At 63.6% G+C, this 19,959-nt stretch carries 17 protein-coding genes and 2 pseudogenes; 10 read left to right on the forward strand and 9 right to left on the reverse strand.

What is annotated here, in order from left to right:
* The first annotated feature begins 47 nt into the window (after positions 1 to 47).
* The 4 genes from GUV69_RS05880 to GUV69_RS22970 all read left to right on the forward strand — a co-directional run bounded on the left by GUV69_RS05880 (position 48) and on the right by GUV69_RS22970 (position 4,187).
* On the forward strand, positions 48 to 737 hold the full coding sequence (locus GUV69_RS05880) for a hypothetical protein (RefSeq protein WP_164200570.1): 690 nt from the start codon (positions 48 to 50) through the stop codon (positions 735 to 737).
* Positions 737 to 1,540, forward strand: coding sequence for a hypothetical protein (locus tag GUV69_RS05885; RefSeq protein ID WP_164200572.1), 804 nt, complete (start codon positions 737 to 739; stop codon positions 1,538 to 1,540). Before GUV69_RS05880 ends, GUV69_RS05885 begins: the two co-directional genes overlap by 1 nt.
* Before the next feature lie 1,469 nt (positions 1,541 to 3,009).
* Positions 3,010 to 3,630, forward strand: a complete 621-nt coding sequence (locus tag GUV69_RS05890) for a helix-turn-helix domain-containing protein (protein ID WP_208786598.1) — start codon at positions 3,010 to 3,012, stop codon at positions 3,628 to 3,630.
* Complete coding sequence (locus GUV69_RS22970; protein WP_208786599.1) at positions 3,627 to 4,187, forward strand: DUF6036 family nucleotidyltransferase; 561 nt, start codon at positions 3,627 to 3,629, stop codon at positions 4,185 to 4,187. The genes GUV69_RS05890 and GUV69_RS22970 overlap by 4 nt, the downstream gene beginning before the upstream one ends.
* Positions 4,188 to 4,903: 716 nt before the next feature.
* On the opposite strand, the gene GUV69_RS05900 is transcribed toward GUV69_RS22970, so the two are convergent.
* The 3 genes and pseudogenes from GUV69_RS05900 to GUV69_RS23165 form a co-directional block, all read right to left on the reverse strand.
* Positions 4,904 to 5,794 carry a DUF916 domain-containing protein gene (locus tag GUV69_RS05900; protein WP_244292635.1) on the reverse strand — a complete coding sequence of 297 codons (891 nt, stop codon included), beginning with the start codon at positions 5,792 to 5,794 and terminating at the stop codon, positions 4,904 to 4,906.
* Between the two features lie 148 nt (positions 5,795 to 5,942).
* Complete coding sequence (locus tag GUV69_RS05905; RefSeq protein ID WP_244292636.1) at positions 5,943 to 6,227, reverse strand: hypothetical protein; 285 nt, start codon at positions 6,225 to 6,227, stop codon at positions 5,943 to 5,945.
* Between the two features lie 95 nt (positions 6,228 to 6,322).
* Positions 6,323 to 6,542, reverse strand: a pseudogene (locus GUV69_RS23165) (IS30 family transposase); the annotation flags it as partial.
* A gap of 85 nt (positions 6,543 to 6,627) precedes the next feature.
* Here GUV69_RS23165 and GUV69_RS05910 point away from each other — a divergent pair.
* Positions 6,628 to 6,781: pseudogene (locus GUV69_RS05910) on the forward strand (IS110 family transposase); the annotation flags it as partial.
* Positions 6,782 to 6,894: 113 nt separating this feature from the next.
* On the opposite strand, the gene trxA reads toward GUV69_RS05910, so the two are convergent.
* From trxA to dnaK, 6 genes are read right to left on the reverse strand one after another with little or no spacing between them, the layout of a single operon-like run.
* The gene (trxA, locus tag GUV69_RS05915; protein WP_164200576.1) at positions 6,895 to 7,323 is read right to left on the reverse strand and encodes a thioredoxin; all 429 of its coding nucleotides are present in this window, start codon (positions 7,321 to 7,323) and stop codon (positions 6,895 to 6,897) included.
* Entirely contained in the window at positions 7,320 to 9,956 is a 2,637-nt protein-coding gene (gene clpB / locus GUV69_RS05920; protein ID WP_164200578.1) for an ATP-dependent chaperone ClpB, read from the reverse strand. Before clpB ends, trxA begins: the two co-directional genes overlap by 4 nt.
* Positions 9,953 to 10,267, reverse strand: a complete 315-nt coding sequence (locus GUV69_RS05925) for a chaperone modulator CbpM (RefSeq protein ID WP_164200580.1) — start codon at positions 10,265 to 10,267, stop codon at positions 9,953 to 9,955. Before GUV69_RS05925 ends, clpB begins: the two co-directional genes overlap by 4 nt.
* Positions 10,264 to 11,214 (reverse strand): DnaJ C-terminal domain-containing protein, encoded by a 951-nt coding sequence (locus tag GUV69_RS05930; RefSeq protein ID WP_164200582.1) that lies wholly within the window; start codon positions 11,212 to 11,214, stop codon positions 10,264 to 10,266. The genes GUV69_RS05925 and GUV69_RS05930 overlap by 4 nt, the downstream gene beginning before the upstream one ends.
* Positions 11,207 to 11,752: a nucleotide exchange factor GrpE gene (locus tag GUV69_RS05935; RefSeq protein ID WP_164200585.1), complete on the reverse strand. Its 546-nt coding sequence runs from the start codon at positions 11,750 to 11,752 to the stop codon at positions 11,207 to 11,209. The genes GUV69_RS05930 and GUV69_RS05935 overlap by 8 nt, the downstream gene beginning before the upstream one ends.
* Before the next feature lie 8 nt (positions 11,753 to 11,760).
* Positions 11,761 to 13,647: a molecular chaperone DnaK gene (dnaK, locus tag GUV69_RS05940; RefSeq protein ID WP_164200587.1), complete on the reverse strand. Its 1,887-nt coding sequence runs from the start codon at positions 13,645 to 13,647 to the stop codon at positions 11,761 to 11,763.
* A 624-nt stretch (positions 13,648 to 14,271) separates the two neighbouring features.
* Between dnaK and GUV69_RS05945 the strand changes: the two genes are divergently transcribed.
* The 5 genes from GUV69_RS05945 (at position 14,272) to GUV69_RS05965 (ending at position 19,862) form a co-directional block, all read left to right on the forward strand.
* Positions 14,272 to 15,138, forward strand: a complete 867-nt coding sequence (locus tag GUV69_RS05945) for a S1C family serine protease (RefSeq protein ID WP_244292637.1) — start codon at positions 14,272 to 14,274, stop codon at positions 15,136 to 15,138.
* A gap of 65 nt (positions 15,139 to 15,203) precedes the next feature.
* Positions 15,204 to 15,776 carry an HdeD family acid-resistance protein gene (locus tag GUV69_RS05950; protein WP_164200591.1) on the forward strand — a complete coding sequence of 191 codons (573 nt, stop codon included), beginning with the start codon at positions 15,204 to 15,206 and terminating at the stop codon, positions 15,774 to 15,776.
* 175 nt (positions 15,777 to 15,951) lie between these two features.
* A complete protein-coding gene (locus GUV69_RS05955) occupies positions 15,952 to 16,215 on the forward strand; it encodes a UBP-type zinc finger domain-containing protein (RefSeq protein ID WP_208786600.1) in 264 nt (87 codons plus the stop codon).
* A gap of 23 nt (positions 16,216 to 16,238) precedes the next feature.
* Positions 16,239 to 17,969, forward strand: coding sequence for an FAD-dependent oxidoreductase (locus tag GUV69_RS05960; RefSeq protein ID WP_164200593.1), 1,731 nt, complete (start codon positions 16,239 to 16,241; stop codon positions 17,967 to 17,969).
* Between the two features lie 264 nt (positions 17,970 to 18,233).
* Positions 18,234 to 19,862 (forward strand): PucR family transcriptional regulator, encoded by a 1,629-nt coding sequence (locus GUV69_RS05965; protein ID WP_164200595.1) that lies wholly within the window; start codon positions 18,234 to 18,236, stop codon positions 19,860 to 19,862.
* The last annotated feature ends 97 nt before the right edge of the window (positions 19,863 to 19,959 follow it).

A 19,959-nucleotide genomic window follows, 5' to 3' on the forward strand; every position in this document is an offset into this window, starting at 1 on the left:
TGTTTGAGCGTATAGACCCGCTCCGCGAGACGGGTGTACTTTGAGCTGTGGAAGGCTTCAGGCACTCTTCGGACGCCGACCGTGAGTTTTATGAGCTCCGCAGACGGGCATACGGTCCGGATCCAGACATAAGTGTCGACCCTCCGGGCCTAGCGAGGTTGCGCGAACTTGAGGCGGCGGACCGCGCTGACGTCAATTCTCTGCCGGTTGCCCCCGAGAGCGAGAATGCGGCAGATTCGGAGGCCCCCGCGGACGCTGCCTCGATGGAACATCCGGTGCCAAGGTGGAGTCGCTTGTACTGGGCCGGTGCCGCACTGGTCCTCGCGGGAGGGATCGTTACGACGACCCTGCTGTTATCCGCGCCGCGTCCTGATGCCACTCTTCATCCGAGCGGGGCCGCGGTCGATAACCGGCTCCCCGGACTGCTGCTTAGGGGAGCACCCCTGTTGAAGATCGAGGATTCAACCCTCCGCGGATACGGGTCGTATCTCGGTCTCGAGATCTATTCCGGGGTGAACGCGTTCGACTCGCCGTGTCTCGTGGCACTGCACCGGGCGAGCGGTAATCTCTCGGACGTTCGCTGTGCTCCGGCTCCAGCAGATCTCATGATGGACGTCGCCTCATCCCGGGATGGGTTTGAAGGATTCGAAGGACGCGCCGGCGACGGCATCATCCGATTCGTACTTCGTGACGACACGGTGGATGCTTACGTCTACCTCATCCCGGAGGCGGGCTGATGGACCCATCCTCACCCCGGTCCGACGCTCAGCGGGAGCTGGACGAGCTCCGCAGGAGGGCATACGGTCCGCATCCGGATATCCAGTCCGACCCTGCAGCACAGGTAAGACTGGCGGAACTGGAGGCGGCACGCAGCGCGGGTCCCCGCGCCCTCACCGACACCGACGTCAGAACACCCGCTGCAGCCCCGGATTCCGGTTCAGTTGCTCACCCCACCAGGACCAGGTTCATTGACGAAGTGCCGGACCCGGCAGCCAGTATTGCGCCCGTGGCGGAGTCCAGGATTGGATCGATGTGGTCGACTTGGCGTCGTTTCACGGCGACACGAGTACGCCGTTACTCATTTATAGCCGGCGTGCTGGCGGTCTTGCTTGCCGCTGTGTTCACCGTGGCATCGATCCTCAGGCCGCATCCCGATGCCACATTGCATCCGATCGCAGACGAGGCTGACAGCGACGTTCTCACAATGCTGGAATTCCTCTCAACGCTGGAATTCCCTTGGGGGGAAGCTGCCGGCCAATCCAGCTTCCGCGGCTATCAACAGTATCGGGGATTCGAACCCTGGTTCTTCGTGGACGGACGGGGCTACCGGTGCTTCATGCTCATCGATCGTTCCGGTCCTTTTGTAGACGGCGCTAATTGTGTGCCGCCCGGGGTCGATCTTTTTGCAGACGTCGGCGGGCAAACCCATTCGGGTGATGATGCCGTGATGGGCCTCCCGAAGGGGAGCGTCGTCCGGTTCCACTACCGCGGCGACTCCGTAGACGTCTTCCTCTACCCCGCATCGTCGGAGGCAGAATGAGGCCCTGGCCCGGAGAGACGGGCCGCCAGCTCAAATGCCCTGAAGAGAAGAGCGCCCAAAATCTCCGAAGATCAGACCGGTTATCGCACCGTTTCCCGCGACTGGTGTGACCGACCCCTCGGTTCCGAAGGTTCCGGATTCCCAACTAGATCGCCCGAAATATTGCCCGGTGATGGTGCCATATTGTCAGTCAGAAGTCGTCTCGCACGAATGTCAGATGTCGTCTGCACAACCCGTTCCTCGTCCTAAGGGCATCCCCAGCTGACATGATGAGAAGCATGGCTGCTTCCCGTCCCGATCCTCAGGCGCGCCTTGAGGGTACCGTCGTCGTTCTTCGCGAGCTGATCGAGAATGACCTCCCGGCTCTATTCACAGCTATCGGAAGACAACCGGGCAGCAGGCGAGAGCTGGCCTGGCCGCCTCTTTCACGCGAGGAGGGGCATCCGAAGGCGACATATAGGCTGCTGAAGCAAAGCCATTCATCGGAGCAAACAACCCCGAATCGCAGTCACGTTGCGATCCATGAATCACTTTCCAGGCACCATGATCGAAAGTTTTATGGCCCGACCTGACATCGGACTCAAGTCCTCAGGCCGTCCAATAAAGCAGACGTAAGTGTGGACACTGTCCACACCCTATTTGGCAGGACAAACTTCGGCAGGACTCTCGCGGGCAAGCCTAAGACCGCCTTACAGGGGGCGTCCTGTAGCGACATCGCCGAAGTCATGTAGTCCCCGCTCCCCCGGCCCATGAATAGGTGTACGCCACCACCGGCCTACTCAACATAACCGGAACGAGGAACCGCATCACCCCAGCCACAGCAGGCGGAAGGCCCACCAGCCAGGGTCTTGAACCCGCCACCCCACACACCTGAACAGGCCCCGCGAAAGCCAGGCCACAGCCCGCACACCTAGCGTCAGAGGGACGCCACCACAAGCTTTGTACACACGTTAAAGCAAAATCGCCTCTGACGAGGGAAAACACTGTGCCCGAGGTGGGACTCGAACTGCATTCCAGCCCTTGCAAACATTGGGAAGCCGCGGAAACGTGCGGAATCCGGCCTGATCCGACCCATGTACGGCGCAGTCCGAGGCTCAAAGTGTGGACATTGTCCACACGCCAATTCGCCGCTTCAACGGCTTTCAGACCAACGAACGCACCCCGCAACGAAGGGGCGGTCCTTCCTTTCGCTGAAGCAAGCTAAGGCTCCACCCGGGCCTGACCGCGCGGCGGGGGGACACGCCCGCAGGCCGTATCCCCTGCGTACAAACCCGGGTCGGCATCCAATCTCTCCATGGCGACTGGCACCGCCCTCGGCAATCTCATGATCCGCTCGGCCGAGACTCACCTGACGGATAAGAAGCGTCCACTGATGCTGGCATCCCCAACCGAACCAGCTGATCCTCGGACGGCACCATCAAATGCAAATGTCACCATTCGGTGACATAATGGATGGTGGAAGGGACGCCATGTCACTGGAAATCACCATCGAGACCCCAGCAGCAGCCGGCGCGATCATCCGCGCCCGCCGCACAGCCCGCGGGCTGTCCCAGCAAGCCCTTGCCGACATGGCCGGAGTGTCACGGAAGTTCCTCATCGATCTGGAAGCTGGCCACGACCGCGCCGAACTCGGCAAAACCCTGGCCGTCCTAGCCGCCCTCGGCCTAACCTTGGCGGCCACAGATCCTATCCCCCGCGGCAGCGACTACGACGCGGCACGGCGCGACTACGCCGCAACATTTACCCGGCTCATCGCCGAACGGGACTTCGAGTTTGCGATCAAAATGCTCGCCGACTACGCCACCGCATCTCTCGCCGCCGGCACCCCGCTGCTCCAGCGCAGCCCCCGCCTCAAAGACCCGCACTGGACGGCGGCCCTCGCAGGAATCACCAACTACACCGCACACCGCCTCGGCCAGCCCGCGCCACTCTGGACAGGACGGATCAAGCCCCTCGAAGAGGCATGGATGCCAGCCCAGTCGTACCGCACCATCCAAGAACCCATGAAGAAACTCACCATGTCAGAAACACCCAATGAACTCGCCGACTTGAACGTCTTCATCCGCGAACGCAGCCTGGCCACCGCATGACAGGCGGAGAACTCACCGCCACACAAATCCGGGCGCTCCTCCACGAACTCGGCAGGCGCCTACAGGCCGCCGGCGCCCACGGCGACGTCAAACTCGTCGGCGGCGCCGCCCTAATCCTCCAAGGCATCGGCAACCGCCCCACCGCAGATATCGACGCCAGTTACGCCGACCCAACCACTATCCACGCCGTCGTCGCCGACATGGCCGCGGACTACGACCTCGCCCCAGACTGGCTCAACACCAACGCCGCAGCCTTCGTCCCCGAGAACGCCACCTGGATCAACCTTGACCAGCTCGACGGACTCACCATCCAGGCCGCAGACACCGAAACGCTCCTGGCCATGAAAATCGCCGCCGAACGCGACAAAGACACCCTCGACATCGCCCGACTCCTGCGCCGACTCAACATCACCAACGCCGCCGACGCCGTGAACCTCGCCTACGACAAATACGGCGAACACTCCATCCCCCTCGCCGCCGGACGCGACAACTACCTCATCGTCGTCGACGACGCCCTCGACGCAGCCACAACCCTCGAACCCGAATCCGGCGAATAGATCAAACGGACAACGAACCTCCTAGGTGGTCGGCGCAGCTAGGGCTGAATCAGCAGCGGTTGGCGAGCAGGACATGTTAACGGCAGAATACTCAAGCGCATGAGGAAATTTCTTTGTACAGCACCAGGGAATGACGCAACGGGTGCCACCTCCTACGACCGAAACTAGCCTTCCGTCGGGGATGCGACGCCGCAAATCCGTCCCTCTGGAGACGCAAGCCCGACAGGAAGACACCCCACCCGGACGGCGACTTTCATCCGCTTCATGGCTGGCCACGAGGAGTACGCGGACAGCCGATAGAACTGCCCCTCGCCAACATCCAGCCCTGGTCCTCGAACTGGTGCGAGCATCTGATCACCCACGCAGTATACGTTCATCGAAGAGTCAAGCCCCGAGGTAAGGCTTCGTTGGAGTAAACGGGAGTCCGTACACTGAGCATCGGGGCGATCCGTTCAACCTCGCGTCCCGCCGAGATTTCAAGTTGAAGCCGCTCTCATCCACGTTTTTCGATGGTTCCGGTCGGGTAGGCGGCTGCCGCGGTGGCTGCAGTGTGCCGGTGCCTCACCCACGTCGGCCGGATGAGGAAGTTGGACGTGGCGGGGCGTGTTCGTCGGGCGCCGCACTGCGGATATTGTTCAGCTGCGAGAGAGCGACGCGGGCGTGGCGGATGAACCGGACACCCCGCCATGCCCCGTAGAGACCGGCAGCAAAGACGACTAAGCCGATGGCAAGCAGGGCCCATGGTGCGTAGAGGACACTCGTGCCGGCTTGGCTGGTGCCGCGGCCTCAGAGGTCAGTGTTGCCTCGGCGGTGCCTTGCTGGACGATGGGGGCCTGCGCGAGACGGGCGTGCAGGTCAATGCTCGCTCCTGGAAGCAGGCCATCGGGCGCGTGGAATTTCAGGCTAGTCGCCGTTGCAGGCCAGCCGGAGAGATTCATGTCAGCGGACGGATGCAGGATGGTGTTACCCGTGTTCCGCACGGGCAGAACGAAGTCCAGGCCGTCCCCGTTCTGTTTCCAGCTCAGGCTGCCGTGGTCGAGTGATTCAACGGCGGTGCCGGCGACGTGGAGGTAAATGCGCACGCCCTGGCGTTGGATCGTGTCCAGTCGGACGGCGGTACGGCCGTTGACTTCGGTGATCTTGCCCTGGACGGTGGGGCTTTGGATAATAAGCCCGCCTGCATAGTCCCCTGGAGGTGTCCCTTGGGAAACGGTGAAACGGAAGGGGACTTTCACGTCCGTGTTAGCGGGGACGGTGATGCGTTCGGCAGGAAGCTGAACCCACGCGCCGACGCCCTTGTGTGGATCGGATTGTGCGGCCATAGCGAAGGTTCCCTGCACAGTGTTCTCCCCGTCAACGGGGTACGTGAGCAGGGTCACGGGTGAGGAGGTGTGGTTGGAGACGACGGCGACGGCCTCCGTCGCTGCCCCGGGATAGAGGGAAAGGTGGAAGAAGTCCGATTCCGTCTCCGGCCGGATACCAAGGGTCCCATTGTCCACCGCGGATGCGGGATGGGCCGCGACGAAAATTCCTAGGATCAGCATGACAACGGCGAGGACCACTCGCGCGACCCGGCGTGGGTGCTGGTGTGGGGACGGGGTTTTCACTTTTCAGTCCTAAAAGGCATCCGGACGACCGGGGGGATTGTGGTGCTGTGGTGTGGAACTGAACGGCCGGCAAAGCGTCCAGCGGAGGTTGCCTGCTTACCGGCCCGGCCGTCTCCCCTGTCTAAGGGCGACGGGCGGGCCAGTGCCGTTAGCCGATGGTGTAGGTGATGGTGGAGGTGTAGGGGTTCAGGGCACCGCTGGTGCCAACAGCGTAGTTGGAGCGGTAGGCGTTGGCCGGAATGGCGAGGCTGAACGCAGGCGACAGTGTGTACATGCCCATGTTCTCGCCCAAAGTGGAGACCAAACCTTGAGAGGACGTTGATAGGGCCAATGCCGGAGCGGCGATGGTTGCTGCAGCGTCTGATCCGACGCCTGCGGTGATAGCGCCGGGCGTGATCGTCAAGCCGCTGACCGGGAGAGTCCGGGCGTTCAATTCCTCCTTACCGGCGGCGCTGGTCGGCGTGGTTGCGCTGACCGAGAGAGCCCATGCCGCGCCGGTGCCGTGCCCTAAAGGGACAATGGCGAAAAACCGACGGTGCTCTGGTTTGAGCCGCGTTGCCAGGGTGGCCGGATTTTAGAAGTAGACGGTCATTTCTTGGCCAAGGTGAAGGATTTGCGGGCTGTCATTTCAGCGCCCTGGTCCCAGGTCAGCGAGCCGCGCAGGTGGGCTGGCAAAGCGCTCATGATCTCCACGGACTTTGCCGACTGTTTTGGCGATGTGGCCGCCGGGCACGTGGACGAGCATGACACAGGGCATCGATGCCCGCCAGAAGTCCACAGACGCCCAGATCACGGAAAGTCTCGAAGTGGCGTTCCCGCGAGGAAGAGCTTTCCGGTTGAACAGGGGCGGTGTCCGGTCTCTGAACAGTCCCTTACACATGGTCGCGATCGTCAGAATGACCCATGATGGCGAAACCCGCGAGTACGTGGAGAAGCGACGCGCGGACGGCCGCACGTCGTTGCATCAAACGCTACCTGGCCCGCCGCACTACCGCCCGCTCAGCGCGGCGCGGTAGATGCGACGAACGCGGCTTGACAGATACAGAAGAGTCGACCGCTACAACCCAAGGGAGTCTCCGCCGTCATGCGCTGTTGCCTGGCTACTTTGTAAGTGACTCCTCCAACCAGGACCTAAGCACGGGCGCGGGAGCTGCGCCGGCCTGCCTCGCAACGATCTTGCCGTCGACGATAACCATCAACGTTGGCACTGCCTGAATGGCGAATCTGGCCGCGAGCTGCGGCGAGTGGTCCACATCGACCTTCACAAGTTTGATCTGCCCCGCCCGTTCGTGTGCCAACTGGTCCAGCACTGGGCTCACCATCCGGCAGGGTCCGCACCACACCGCCCAAAAGTCCACCAATACCGGAACGCCGGATCGTTCGGCGATCTCGCCGAAGTCGTCATCGCCCGCTTCAACCACCCAGGGAAGCTCCCGGTGGCAACTCCCGCAGCGTGGCCGGCCGTCGGCGACAGCCGGAACGCGGTTGGATTTGCTGCAGTGGGGACACTTGATGATTGCCTTGTTCATGCGGATCCGGCCTCTTCCATTTCCCTAGTGGTGTAATCCACCAAGAGTTCACCGTCGGCTGCTGTCACCGTCACGACTCCCCCCTCGGCGATGCTGCCGCGCAGGAGGGCCCGGCCCACCTCCGTTTCCACTACACGGGAGATAAAGCGGCGCAGCGGTCGGGCGCCGTAGATCGGATCGAAGCCACGTTCGGCAATCAGCAGGCGCGCCTCCTCGGTCAGGTGCAGTTCGACCTGCTGCTCGGCCAGACGCTGCCGCAGCTGTTCGAACTGCAGGTCCACAATGCGTTCGATCTGCGGCAGGCCCAGTGGCGTAAACAGCACGATGTCATCCACACGGTTCAGGAACTCGGGGCGGAAGTGGCCCCTGAGCTCGCCCATCACCAGGCTCCGTGCCTGCTCGGTGATCGTTCCGCCCTCGGTGGAACCCTCAAGGAGATATTGGGAACCGATATTAGAGGTCATGATGATCACGGTATTGCGAAAATCAACGGTGCGGCCCTGGGAGTCCGTAACCCTGCCGTCGTCGAGAACCTGCAATAGGGTGTTGAAGATATCCGGGTGGGCCTTTTCCACCTCATCGAAAAGCACCACCGAGTACGGCTTGCGGCGTACGGCCTCGGTGAGCTGGCCACCCTCGTCGTAGCCGATATAGCCCGGAGGGGCACCCAATAGCCGGCTCACGGTGTGGCGCTCTTGGTACTCGCTCATGTCCAGCCGGATCATCGCGTTTTCACTGTCGAAAAGGGCAGCGGCAAGAGCCTTGGCGAGTTCGGTCTTGCCCACGCCGGTCGGTCCCAGGAAAATGAACGATCCGATGGGCCGACGCGGGTCGCGGATGCCGGACCGGGCGCGGATGATGGCATCCGTGACCGCACTGATTGCTTCTTCCTGGCCGATCACGCGGGCGCGCAGGATCTCGTCCAAATGCAGGACTTTCTCACGTTCGCCCTGCTTCAGCCGTGCCACCGGTATGCCTGTCCAGGCCGCGACGATGTCGGCGATCTCGTCCTCCGTCACCACCTCGCGGAGCAGGCGCTTCTCCCCCTGTTTCGCGGTCAGCCGTTCCTCCTCGGCGGCCAGGCGCCGTTCGAGGTCGGCAAGTCGGCCGTAGCGTAGCTCCGCTGCCCGGTTGAGGTCGTAGTTCCGCTCTGCTTCCTCAGCCTCCTGCCGCACCCGCTCCAGTTCACTGCGGATGTCCTGCAGCTTGTGGATCGCCTGGCGCTCGGCTTCCCATTGGGCCCGCTTCGCGTCGGCCTCGCCGCGTAGGTCCGCCAATTCACGCCTCAGCTCCTCGAGCCGGGTCTTGCTGGCCGGATCGGACTCCTTGGAGAGTGCCGCCTCTTCTATTTCGAGCCGCGTGACCTTCCGGGTGAGCTCATCCAGTTCCGCCGGCATCGAATCAATCTCCGTCCGGAGCCGGGCGCACGCCTCATCCACCAGGTCAATCGCCTTGTCCGGGAGGAACCGGTCAGTGATGTACCGGTGGGATAGGGTGGCCGCAGCCACCAGAGCACTATCCTGGATCCGTACGCCGTGGAAGACCTCAAGCCGCTCCCGGAGCCCGCGAAGAATGGAAATGGCGTCCTCGACGTCGGGTTCCTCAACCAGTACTGGCTGGAAGCGGCGTTCCAGTGCCGCGTCCGATTCAATGTGTTTGCGGTATTCGTCGAGCGTGGTCGCCCCGATCATGTGGAGCTCCCCGCGGGCGAGCATCGGCTTGAGCATGTTCCCGGCGTCCATCGACCCCTCGCTCGCTCCTGCCCCGACGACGGTGTGCAGCTCGTCGACGAAGAGCAGGATCCTTCCCTCCGCCGCCAAGACTTCGGCGAGCACCGCCTTCAGCCGCTCCTCGAACTCGCCGCGGTACTTGGCACCTGCCACGAGGGCGCTCAGGTCCAGCGAGAAGATGGTCTTGTCCTTCAGCCCTTCCGGCACGTCCTGGCGGACGATCCGTTGGGCCAGTCCCTCCACAATGGCGGTCTTGCCGACGCCTGGCTCCCCGATCAGTACCGGGTTGTTCTTGGTCTTGCGGGAAAGGATCTGCACGACCCGCCGGATCTCGGCGTCGCGGCCGATGACCGGATCCAGTTTTCCGGTGCGGGCGTCCGCCACCAGATCTCGGCCATATTTCTCCAGCGCCTCGTACGTCTGTTCCGGCGTCGCAGACGTGACGCGCTGGTTTCCCCTGATCTGTGTCAGGACCGAAAGGAACGCCTCGCGGGTGATGCCGTGCTCGGCCAGCACCCTGCCGGCCGCCGTGGAGCGGCCTTCCTCCGCCAGCGCCACCAGCAGGTGTTCCACCGAGACGTACTCGTCCTTAAGCCGCTTGGCTTCCCGTTCAGCAGCATCGAGGAGTGTGCCCAGCCTGCGGCTTACGTATACCTGGCCCGGGGCTGCCCCCGGTCCCGTGACCTTCGGCTTGCGCCTCAGCTCTGCCTCGACCGCCGTCTTCAGCTCGTTCACGTCAACCTGCATGGCCACGATCAGTCGCGGAACCAGTCCCCCCTCCTGCTCGAGCAGGGCCGCCAGCAAGTGTTCGCCGTCGGTCTCAGTGTGCCCATTGCGTTGTGCTATCCGTTGAGCCTCCGCCAACGCCTCCTGCGATTTTTGCGTCAAACTCTCCATGTTCATCGTGAAGCAGTCCCTTCGACCTGCGTGATTTCAACCAATCGTCGTTCAAGCGCGTCGACCCGAGCCAACAGATCGAGTACCAACGGGATTGCCGCGTAGTTCAGCGACAGCTCCGAATGCAGCCTCATGACGCGCGCTATGAGTTCCGGGGACCGCGGACTGAACCATGGCCCACCAGGCGCATCGCCCAGCGGCCGGATCAGATCCAGATCTACGAACCGCATGACGACGTCGGGGTGAACGCGGGCGCTCCGGGCCACCGCCTCGAGATTCAGGCGCCACGGATAGGCGAGCGGATAGACGTCGCTCATTGCTCCTCCCTCGGATTGAACCTGGCTACCGTGGAGAGCTTCTCGTACAGCTTGCGCTCCTCCTTGCCAAGGCTGCGGGGAATCATGATCTTGATTTCCGCATACAGATTTCCCGGCAGCCCCCTCGGATTGGGCATCCCCTGCCCGCGGAGCCGCAGCCTGCGCCCGCTGGAGGACCCTTCAGGAACGGTGACCGTGACCGGTCCGGCCGGCGCGTTGGTCGTGACCTTGGCCCCGAGTGCGGCCTCCGAGGGCGACACCGGAAGGTCGAAGTAGATGTCCCGGCCTTTGAGCCGGTATCTGGAGTCGGGTTGGATTCGTACGGTCAGGAAGAGGTCGCCGGATGGGCCTCCCTCCCTGCCCGTGCCGCCCTCCCCGGTCAGCCGGATACGCTGCCCGTCCAGCACGCCGGGTGGCACGTCGACGTCGTAGCTCCGAGTCTCGCCGCCGGCCTGGGCCAGCCGGATGCTGCGCTTCCCGCCGGCGAGGGCTTCCTCGAGCGTCAGCCACAACTCGGCCTCTTGGTCGGCCCCCTGGGCCGGGCCTCCCGCCTGTTGCCGGAACCAGCCGCCGAGCAGGTCCTCCCAGTCAACGTCGCCACCCATACCGCCGTCGCCATTTCCGTATGCCCCCCGTCCCGGCCGGGGGCCAGGTCGGGGGCCAGGCCGCGGGCCACCGGAACCCCCTCGCCGTCCTCCGCCCGACGAACCGGCGCCGCTACCGGCGTACTGCCGGTAGTCGGCCCCGAAACGGTCATAGCGCGCCCTGGTCTCGGGATCGGATAAAGTGTCGTAGGCCTCGCCGATTTCTTTGAACTTGTCAGCGGCGTCCGGCTCGCGATTGACGTCCGGATGGAATTTTCGTGCCAGTTTCCGGTACGCGCGCTGGATCTCGTCGGCCTCCGCTGTCCGCGGGACGCCGAGAACCGAATAGTGGTCCTTAGCCACGGTCCGGGGTCACCGCCCGGCTGACCACGACGGCGGCTGGCCGGAGGGTGTTGTCCGGCCCGCCGTAGCCGGGGCGCAGGACGGTCAGCACGGTCCCTGGAGGAACCCCGTCAGATTCCACCACGCTGACAACCTCATGAAGCCGCGGATCGAAGGGGACGTTCTCGGCGTCGATGCGGGGATACCCCAGGCGGGCCAGGGTGTCGATGGCCTGTTTCCGGATGGAGGCTATGCCCTCAACCAGCGGGTCCTCGGCACCCGCCGGCGCGTGCGACAGGGCAAGCTCCAGATTGTCCAGGATGGGCAGCCACGCTAAGGCAACCGCGGCGCGCTCCTGTGCCCTCAGCTGTGCGCCGTCCCGGGCGGCACGCTTTCGCACGTTGTCGGCGTCGGCCAGCGCACGACGCCATTGGTCCTCCATTTTGGCCAGGGCGTCCGCATGCAATGCGGCCTGTGATTCAGTTTCCTTGGTTTCGGTGGCCGCCGCTTGCTCGGTTTCCTCGTGAGCCTGGCCCCCGAGTGCAGTCTCGTCGCTCATCGCTTTCCCTAGCCACGGTCAAATTCTGCGTCGACGATGTCCTCGTCATCGGCATCGCTGGATGCTCGGGCCTCCTGGCCCGCTCCGGCGGTGGCCGCGGAGGCAGCCGCGGCACGAAGCGCCGCCTGCAGTTGCTCAAGTTCCGAAATGAGCTCCCTCGCGGCGGCCACCTCCGCCTGGTTGCTGACCGCGTCGCGTGCCTGGCCAATCAGCAGTTCCGCCCGCGCCTTGTCGTGCGCCGGGACGGCGTCGCCCAGTTCATTCACGGCCCGCTCAACACGGTAAGCCACCGCATCGAGCTCGTTGAGGGTGTCGATCCGCTCCCGGTTCTGCACGTCCTCGTTTCGGTGGGACTCAGCCTCGGCAATCATTCGCTCGACTTCCTTGGCGTCGAGGTTGGAGCCCTCGCTGATAGTGATGCCCTGTTCCTTGCCCGTGTCCTTGTCCTTGGCGGTGACGTTCAGGATGCCGTTGGCGTCGACGTCGAACGTGACCTCGACCTGCGGTTCTCCGCGAGGCGCTGGCCGGATATCGCTCAGCTGGAACCGGCCCAGCACGCGATTGTCCGCCGCCAGTTCCCGCTCCCCCTGCAAGACCACCACGTCAACGGCGGGCTGGTTGTCGTCGGCGGTGGAGAAAACCTCGCTGCGCCTTGCGGGGATCGTCGTGTTGCGCTCGATGATCTTTGTCATCACGCCGCCGCGGGTCTCAACACCCAAGGAAAGCGGCACAACATCCAGGAGCAGGACATCCGAAACCTCTCCCTTGAGCACGCCGGCCTGGATCGCCGCACCGATGGCGACGACTTCGTCTGGATTGACGCTCATGTTGGGATCTTTGCCGCCGGTCAGACGTCGAACGAGGTTCTGTACCGCGGGAATGCGGGTGGAGCCGCCCACCAAGATCACTTCGTCGATGTCATTGGCGGTGACTTTGGCGTCCGTCATCGCCTGCTGCACCGGCCCCATCGTGCGCTCGACGAGGTCATGGGTGAGGTCTTCAAAGACGGACCGCCGGATGGTGCTCGTCAAGTGCTTGGGGCCGGTGGCATCGGCAGTGATAAAGGGAAGGTTGACCTGGGTCTGGGTCACAGAACTCAGCTCGACCTTCGCTTTCTCGGCCGCCTCAAACAACCGTTGCAACGCCTGCGCGTCCGACCGGACATCAATACCCGCCTGCTTCTGGAAGTCGTCGGCCAAGTAATCGACAAGGCGGCGGTCAAAATCGTCCCCGCCCAGGTGTGAGTCGCCCGCCGTCGAGCGGACCTCCACGACCCCGTCGCCGACGTCCAGCAGGCTCACGTCGAAGGTTCCGCCGCCCAGGTCGAACACCAGCACGGTCTCATGCTGACGTTTGTCGATGCCGTAGGCCAAGGCTGCCGCGGTCGGCTCGTTGATGATGCGCAGGACTTCAAGACCGGCAATTTTGCCGGCGTCCTTGGTCGCGGTGCGCTGTGCGTCATTGAAGTAAGCGGGGACCGTGATGACAGCCTCGGTCACCTTTTCGCCCAACTGCTTCGCGGCGTCGTCCACCAGCTTGCGCAGAACGAGCGCACTGACCTCTTCCGGGGCAACCTTCTTGCCGTGGACCTCGAAACGCGCCAGCCCGTTGTCGTCCGGCACGACGTCGAAACTGACGGCCTTGGCCTCATCCGTGATCTCGTCATAGTGTCGGCCGATAAACCGCTTGGCCGACGTGATGGTTCCCTTGGGATTGAGGATCGCCTGCCGTCGGGCCAGTTGCCCCACGAGCCGTTCGCCGGTGTCCGTGTACGCTACAACCGACGGAGTGGTCCGGGCGCCTTCCGCATTGGGTACGACGCGGGCCTCCCCGCCTTCCCATACGGCAATCACTGAGTTGGTTGTTCCGAGATCAATTCCTACTGCCTTGGCCATGACTCACTCCGGTCCTAGAGGGCGCGACCGGTCCTGTGGTGACGTCCGCCCGAGGTTGCACCGCATGACTTACGCCCGGTTCTGCTGGGCCAGCAGGCTCACCGGGCTTTTGTCATGGGTCTTACACGGTCGAGTCTGCCCTTGGATGGGAGAGACGGCATGACCCCCCAGAGTCCAAATATGCTGCAGGGAATGACCTATCAGGGCTAGGGTCCAGACCGAACGGAGCACGCTGCGATGGCGGCTAATGACGGTCCGCCGGAGGTTGATCTGGCGGATTCAAATGCACGCGGTTTTTAGGCGTGCCGGGGCCATGCGAACGCGACGGTGGCGGAGGAGACTCAGCCTGTGACCTGTTTCCATAAGCAGCCAGAGAAAGCAACGGAATCCAATGAGTATGAGCAGAACAGCGGCCGCAGAGGGAACGGCCTCAGTCCCGGCCCCAGGACGCAGCGGGCCTGGACCTGCGCCCTCGGGGCGGGGTTACTCATATTCGGGTCGGCGTGCACAGGGTTGCCTCCGGCTCCGGCTCCGCCATCACAATCCGCCAGTTCCGGGGGTTCGAGTTCCACGGGGGATCTTTCAGCCGTTCCTAGGATCGTAAGAGAAGTCGAGCCCTCTGTGGTGACGATCGAAACACCAGGTGGCGTCGGCAGCGGAGTGGTCTACCGCAGCGACGGCACCATTGTCACGGACGCCCACGTGGTGGAGGACGAACAAAAGAAGCCGTTCGAGAGCGTCCGGATCCGCTTCGCGGACGGATCCCAGGCGTCCGCCGTCGTCGTCGGCGTTGATGACGCAACCGATGTGGCCGTGGTGAAGGCCGACCGGGGCAACCTTCCGGCCGCTAAGTTCTCAACTGCGCTTCCCCAAGTTGGGCAGCTGGCCGTTGTTATTGGCAGTCCGCTCGGGCTGGAGCAAACCGTCACGGCGGGCATTGTTTCCGCACTTCACCGTAATATGCCACCGTCCGAGGGATCGCCCCAGGGCCTTATCGACCTCATCCAGACAGACGCGCCCATCTCCCCGGGCAATTCCGGTGGAGCCGTGGTCAACAGCAGCTCGGAGATCATCGGACTGTCGGAAGCCTACCTGCCACCCAGTTCGGGCGCCGTGTCGATCGGGTTCGTGACGCCCGCGGCCACCGTGACCGACGTAGCGGACCAGATACTCAAGAACGGAGTGGCCGCACACCCGGTCCTTGGAATCATTCCGACCGACATCTCTCCCGAGGTCGCAAACCGCTTTGGCCTCCCCTCCACCTCTGGCGCGCTGGTCATCGAGGTTGCCCAGGGGGGACCGGCAGCCAAAGCGGGACTGCAGCCCGGAGACATCATCACCCAGTTCGACGCGGAGAAGATCGCCAGTGTCACCGATCTCCTTGCCGCTGTCCGCAAAAAAGAACCGGGCCAGCAGTCCGACATCGGGTTCCAGCGCGGACCGGAAACAAAATCAGTGAAAGTCACATTGGGCAGCACCGCAACGGGATAAACCCGTTCGTGTGGTCCGGCCGGCAAGATTACGATCAAACCAATTCCAGAAACAGAGGTGCGGCCATGTCCGACCCAATGGCACAACAATTGCTTAAGGGACCAGGAACTGCGTTGATTATCCGGGGCGCTGCTGCCGTTCTGTTCGGCATTTTGGTTGTCGTCTGGCCCGGCGTTTCCGTATTCCTACTGGTGATCCTCTTCGGAATCTACGCTGTCTTTGACGGCGTCACCAGCATCGTGCAGTACGTCACGCGCAAGCGGCGGCGGTCCGTCTGGCAACTAGTGGGCGGCATCATCTCCGTGCTGGCGGGCCTCGTCGCGTTCGTCTGGCCGGGCATCACCGCCCTTTCGCTGGCGCTCGTCATCGGCCTGTGGGCGGTCATTCTCGGTGTCTCCCAAATGGCGCTGGCCTTTGAAGTCAAAAAGAATGTCGGCTCTTGGTGGCTCTGGCTGATCACAGGCATCATCACCACCCTCTTCGGACTATTCCTGGTCATTCTTCCCGGCCCAGGCATACTTAGTCTCTTGGGGCTGCTTTCGTCCTTCGCAATCCTCCTCGGGATACTCCTGATGGCCTCCGGCGTTGGACTGCGCAGGTTGGGGGAAAGCCCTGGTACAAGGCTCTCGACGAGCTGAAGGGCTGGCTGCGTGGCAAGGCTTCGCTCTTGCGTGAGGCCTTCATCGCCGGCCAGCCGGATCCTGCTGAACCAGCAGACCGCCCGGGGCGGGCCGTCGTCTCGTTTCTGCAGCAGCGCATAGACAGCTATCGCAGCGATGCCGGCTCCATGGCCGGTCTGACATAGGAGCCATCATGATTCTTGGAATTCGTGATCCACATCTTGCGCAGATCCGTCCGGTGCGGATACGCACACCGCAGGGCTGCGAGGAGTGTCTTGCTTTGGGTACCCCGTGGGTTCATTTGCGTTTGTGTCTCTCCTGCGGCCATGTGGGGTGTTGTGATTCTTCGCCCATGCGTCACGCCCGAGCTCATGCCACGGAGTCGCATCCAATCGTTCGTTCCTTGGAGCCCGGCGAGGACTGGCGCTGGTGCTATCCCCATGAAGCATTCGTTTAGGTACCGGCGGGGGCAATCAGCTGATGGAACCTGTCGCAGGCTCGACGATGATCGAGACGCCGGATGTCTCCGGCGCCTATCCACGGCTCAGCAAAGCCCAAATCGAATTGTTGGGCCGCGCCGGGAACAGCCGGGCTACCTCGGCCGGAGAAGTCCTCATCCAGGAGGGCACGGTCGGGGCTGATTTCTTCGTCATACTGCAGGGTAAGGTACTGGTCGTCGAGGGGCTGCACACCGCGGGTGGCAAACGGCCCGCTAAGCTTGGCCCCGGCACGCGTGTTCTTGAAGTTCACGGTCCGGGACGCTTCCTCGGGGAACTGGGCCTGGTCGAGGGGCAACCGGCCTTTGTCAGCGCTGTGTCCGCCGAGGCGGGTGAAGTGCTGCAGATCAGCGGGGACGACCTGCGCCGTGCCGTGCTGACGGACGCCGCGGTGGGCGAGACCATCCTGCGGGCATATCTTCAGCGGCGGATCCTGCTGATCAGCGCGGGCGCGGGCATGCGGATCGTTGGGTCCCGTTTCAGCCGGGACACTCTTCGCCTGCTGGAATTTGCAGCCGCCAACCGCCTGCCTCACCTGCTGGTCGATCTGGAGGATGACGAGCAGGCACAGGGCATCCTGGACCGGGCCGGGATACTCGCGGATGAGCTGCCGGCGGTGGTACTAAGCGACTCGCAGGTCCTCAAGAACCCGTCGAACGCAGATCTGGCACTGGCCATGGGGCTGCGGGCGGTGAAAGAGCATCCGGCTTCGTACGATCTCATGGTGATCGGAGCCGGTCCCGCCGGCCTGGCGGCTGCCGTCTACGCGGCGTCGGACGGGTTGTCCGTCGTCCTTAAGGAAGGCTTCGCGATAGGTGGGCAGGCCGGCACGTCGTCCCGGATCGAGAACGTTCTCGGCTTTCCCGCCGGGATCTCCGGCGGCGAACTCACTGAAAGAGCGATCATTCAGGCCCGTAAGTTCAGCGTTCAGATCAACGTCGCATGCTGGGCACGCACCATCGAATTGAAAGACGGCGAGTTCCGCGCCGAGTTCAAGGAGAGCGGCCCTGCCTCCTCCCGGGCAGCGCTGCTCGCAACCGGGGTTCGTTACCGCCGGCTGTCAGTCCCCGGACTGGAGAAATTCGAGGGGATCAGCGTCTTCTACGCCGCCACTGTCCACGAAGCCAGGCTCTGCGGATTGCAGCCCGTGACCGTCGTCGGCGGTGGAAACTCCGCGGGACAGGCGGCGCTTTTCCTGGCTGGCACGGGAGCACAAGTGCGGCTGGTGGTGCGCGGGGCGGACCTCCGCGCGGACATGTCGAGATACCTCGCGGACCGGATCGAAAGGCAACCGGGCATAGAGGTACTCCTGGGGGCCAACATCGTGGCCGTGGACGGTTCCGGCGCCCTTGAACGGATCGTCGTCGATCTGGGAGCCACTGGCGAACAGCGCATCTTCGATTCCCGGTACCTCTTTATTTTCATCGGGGCCGCGCCGCACACGGAATGGCTGCAGGGCACCGTCGCCCTGGATGACCACGGCTTTATTCTCACCGGGGCTGCCCTTGAGGACCTTCCTCCGGAATTCAGCCATCTGGGCCGCAGCCGGTTGCCCCTGGAAACCAGCGTCCCCGGCATTTTCGCGGCAGGCGATGTTCGGCATGGATCGGTAAAACGCGTAACGGCGGCCGCCGGTGAAGGCTCAACAGCGGTGGCGATGATCCACGAGCACCTGCGCCTCCTCCGGGACGGACCCGCCGGTGCGCGTCAGTGAGCATTCACCAGGGCCGTGCCGGCGACTGAGGAGGTGTTGAGGGTACTGATCGCCATCTGCAGGGATGTGACCAGAGCTTAACAATGGTGGGATACGGGAGTAGTTTTGATTGTAGTGCTGGAAAGCCGATCCTGGCCTGGCCGCATCGGCCACAGCGCGTTCCGGCGGATTACGCCTTTGGGTAGCAGAGTGCGCTGGACTACGGTCTACCCGGGCTGGCGCCCGTGTAAGACTCCCTTGCTGCGGACCGGGATAAGGACCAATATGTTCGACCGAGGGGCGGCAGAGGAGATCCTGAACACGGCCGCACAGGCGGTGTCGGAAATGCCGTTCTGTGCGGTCGAGGACCGTTACCTCGCGGTGAATGGCAAGTTGAACCCGGTCCCCGAACGCACGGCGTTACCTCAGGACCTGGACGTCCTGCGCCTCAGTGGCAGGGACTCCGTTCTCCCGTGCGCGAGGGCGGGCTGGCGATATGCGCTGTTTACCGTTGGCGGCGGCGGCGAGCTGAACGGGTGTCTGGTGTTGTCTGCCGCCGACCCTCCGGATCGCCTGCAACTGATGCAGCTCCGGACAGTTGCGAGGACAACGGGAGCGACTCACGCCAGGGGATTCCCCGGGGAACTACCGAACGACTCAATTGGTCAGCTGCTCCGCCGCGACGACATAAACCAGCGGCTCCTGTCCCTCTCGGCAACGGTACTTGAGCTTGAAGAACACGCCAAGATCAGGGATGCCCTGGATCAGGGCGCGACTCCCGACCTCGGGGACAGCGACTCCAGGGAGGGACTCCTGGCGGAGGTCCTTTCACGGTTGACGGGGAGGCCCATCTGTATTGAGGACGCGTTCGGGCACATCAGCGCGGCGGCTGGGACCGGGTCCAGACGCCCCTACCCCAGGCTTGGCGCGGCGGCCAGGTCGCGCACTGCGCAGCTCTGGCTTGCCTCCCGCTCACCGGTCCGCGAACCCCGAAGGCTCGTTGCCCTTGCCCTGTCACACGGCGAGGTGTTGGGGGCTATTTGCATGCTGGAAACCGACAGGCCGGTCACGGCCGGCGACGTCTTCGCTTTGAAATACGCAGCGCGGCTCTTGGAGGTCGAGTTGTCGCACCGCCGCAGCCTGGCCCGGCTGGAACTGAGACTGGGGCGCGACCTCGTGGACGAACTCGTGTCTGGAATGGATGGCGCGATCGCAGGCGTTCGTACCGAGGCATTGGGATATGACATCAGTGGCACGCAGCACGTCATCGTGGCGGAGTGGCAGCCGCCAAGATCCGACGATACCGTCGTGGTCGCACTGCGCAGGACGCTGCTGGAACTCCGTTCGTCCGCACTCGTTTCACGGCGTGCGGACATGGCTGTTGCCGTCGTTCGTGGAGATCCGTTGGGTGCCGAGGTCTTTTCCGTTGTCGCCCGGACCCTACGAAGTGCCACCGGCGCCGTGGGCATAGGCGGCCCAAGCCTGGATGTCTCCCAGCTTCCGCGCTCCTTCTCGGAAGCCCTGCACGCGCTGCACATTCGGGCCGGTTCAATCGATCGCTACGGTGTGACCCGCTTTGATCAACTGGGGATCTACCGCATCTTGGACACAGCTGGAGGCGAGCCGGACTTGGCGGGCTATATCGACGAGTGGCTCGGCAATCTTCAACGCGCCGACGACAGCCGTGGGTCTGACCTGGTGCAAACCCTGGCCCAGTACCTGGACCACGGCGGCAACTATGACAGCACGGCCGAGAGCCTGACCATCCATCGAAGCACTCTGCGCTACCGCTTGAAGTCCATCCGGCAGATCACCGGCTTCGACCTTGCCGATCCCGAGATCCGACTAAACCTGCACGTCGCCACGCGCGCATGGCGCATTCGTCCGCACGGCGCCCCCTTTCACGTCCCATAGCAGGCATCAAAAGACCGAACGGCCGCGGTGAACGCGGTGCCTGCCGGCTTGACCTGCCGTGGAGTATTGGCAGTTCTGGACAAGTCGCTGGTCATAG

Origin of the sequence: [Micrococcus luteus] ATCC 49442 (assembly GCF_010367585.1) — a bacterium.
In the GTDB taxonomy this organism is placed as follows: domain Bacteria; phylum Actinomycetota; class Actinomycetes; order Actinomycetales; family Micrococcaceae; genus Arthrobacter; species Arthrobacter luteus_A.

Bases quoted from the DNA above. Each gene is read 5' to 3' on its own strand.
- GUV69_RS05885 (WP_164200572.1), top strand. From the start codon at position 737: ATGGACCCATCCTCACCCCGGTCCGACGCTCAGCGGGAGCTGGACGAG.
- GUV69_RS05890 (WP_208786598.1), top strand. From the start codon at position 3,010: ATGTCACTGGAAATCACCATCGAGACCCCAGCAGCAGCCGGCGCGATC.
- GUV69_RS22970 (WP_208786599.1), top strand. From the start codon at position 3,627: ATGACAGGCGGAGAACTCACCGCCACACAAATCCGGGCGCTCCTCCAC.
- trxA (WP_164200576.1), bottom strand. From the start codon at position 7,323: ATGAACAAGGCAATCATCAAGTGTCCCCACTGCAGCAAATCCAACCGC.
- clpB (WP_164200578.1), bottom strand. From the start codon at position 9,956: ATGAACATGGAGAGTTTGACGCAAAAATCGCAGGAGGCGTTGGCGGAG.
- GUV69_RS05925 (WP_164200580.1), bottom strand. From the start codon at position 10,267: ATGAGCGACGTCTATCCGCTCGCCTATCCGTGGCGCCTGAATCTCGAG.
- GUV69_RS05935 (WP_164200585.1), bottom strand. From the start codon at position 11,752: ATGAGCGACGAGACTGCACTCGGGGGCCAGGCTCACGAGGAAACCGAG.
- dnaK (WP_164200587.1), bottom strand. From the start codon at position 13,647: ATGGCCAAGGCAGTAGGAATTGATCTCGGAACAACCAACTCAGTGATT.
- GUV69_RS05950 (WP_164200591.1), top strand. From the start codon at position 15,204: ATGTCCGACCCAATGGCACAACAATTGCTTAAGGGACCAGGAACTGCG.
- GUV69_RS05955 (WP_208786600.1), top strand. From the start codon at position 15,952: ATGATTCTTGGAATTCGTGATCCACATCTTGCGCAGATCCGTCCGGTG.
- GUV69_RS05960 (WP_164200593.1), top strand. From the start codon at position 16,239: ATGGAACCTGTCGCAGGCTCGACGATGATCGAGACGCCGGATGTCTCC.
- GUV69_RS05965 (WP_164200595.1), top strand. From the start codon at position 18,234: ATGTTCGACCGAGGGGCGGCAGAGGAGATCCTGAACACGGCCGCACAG.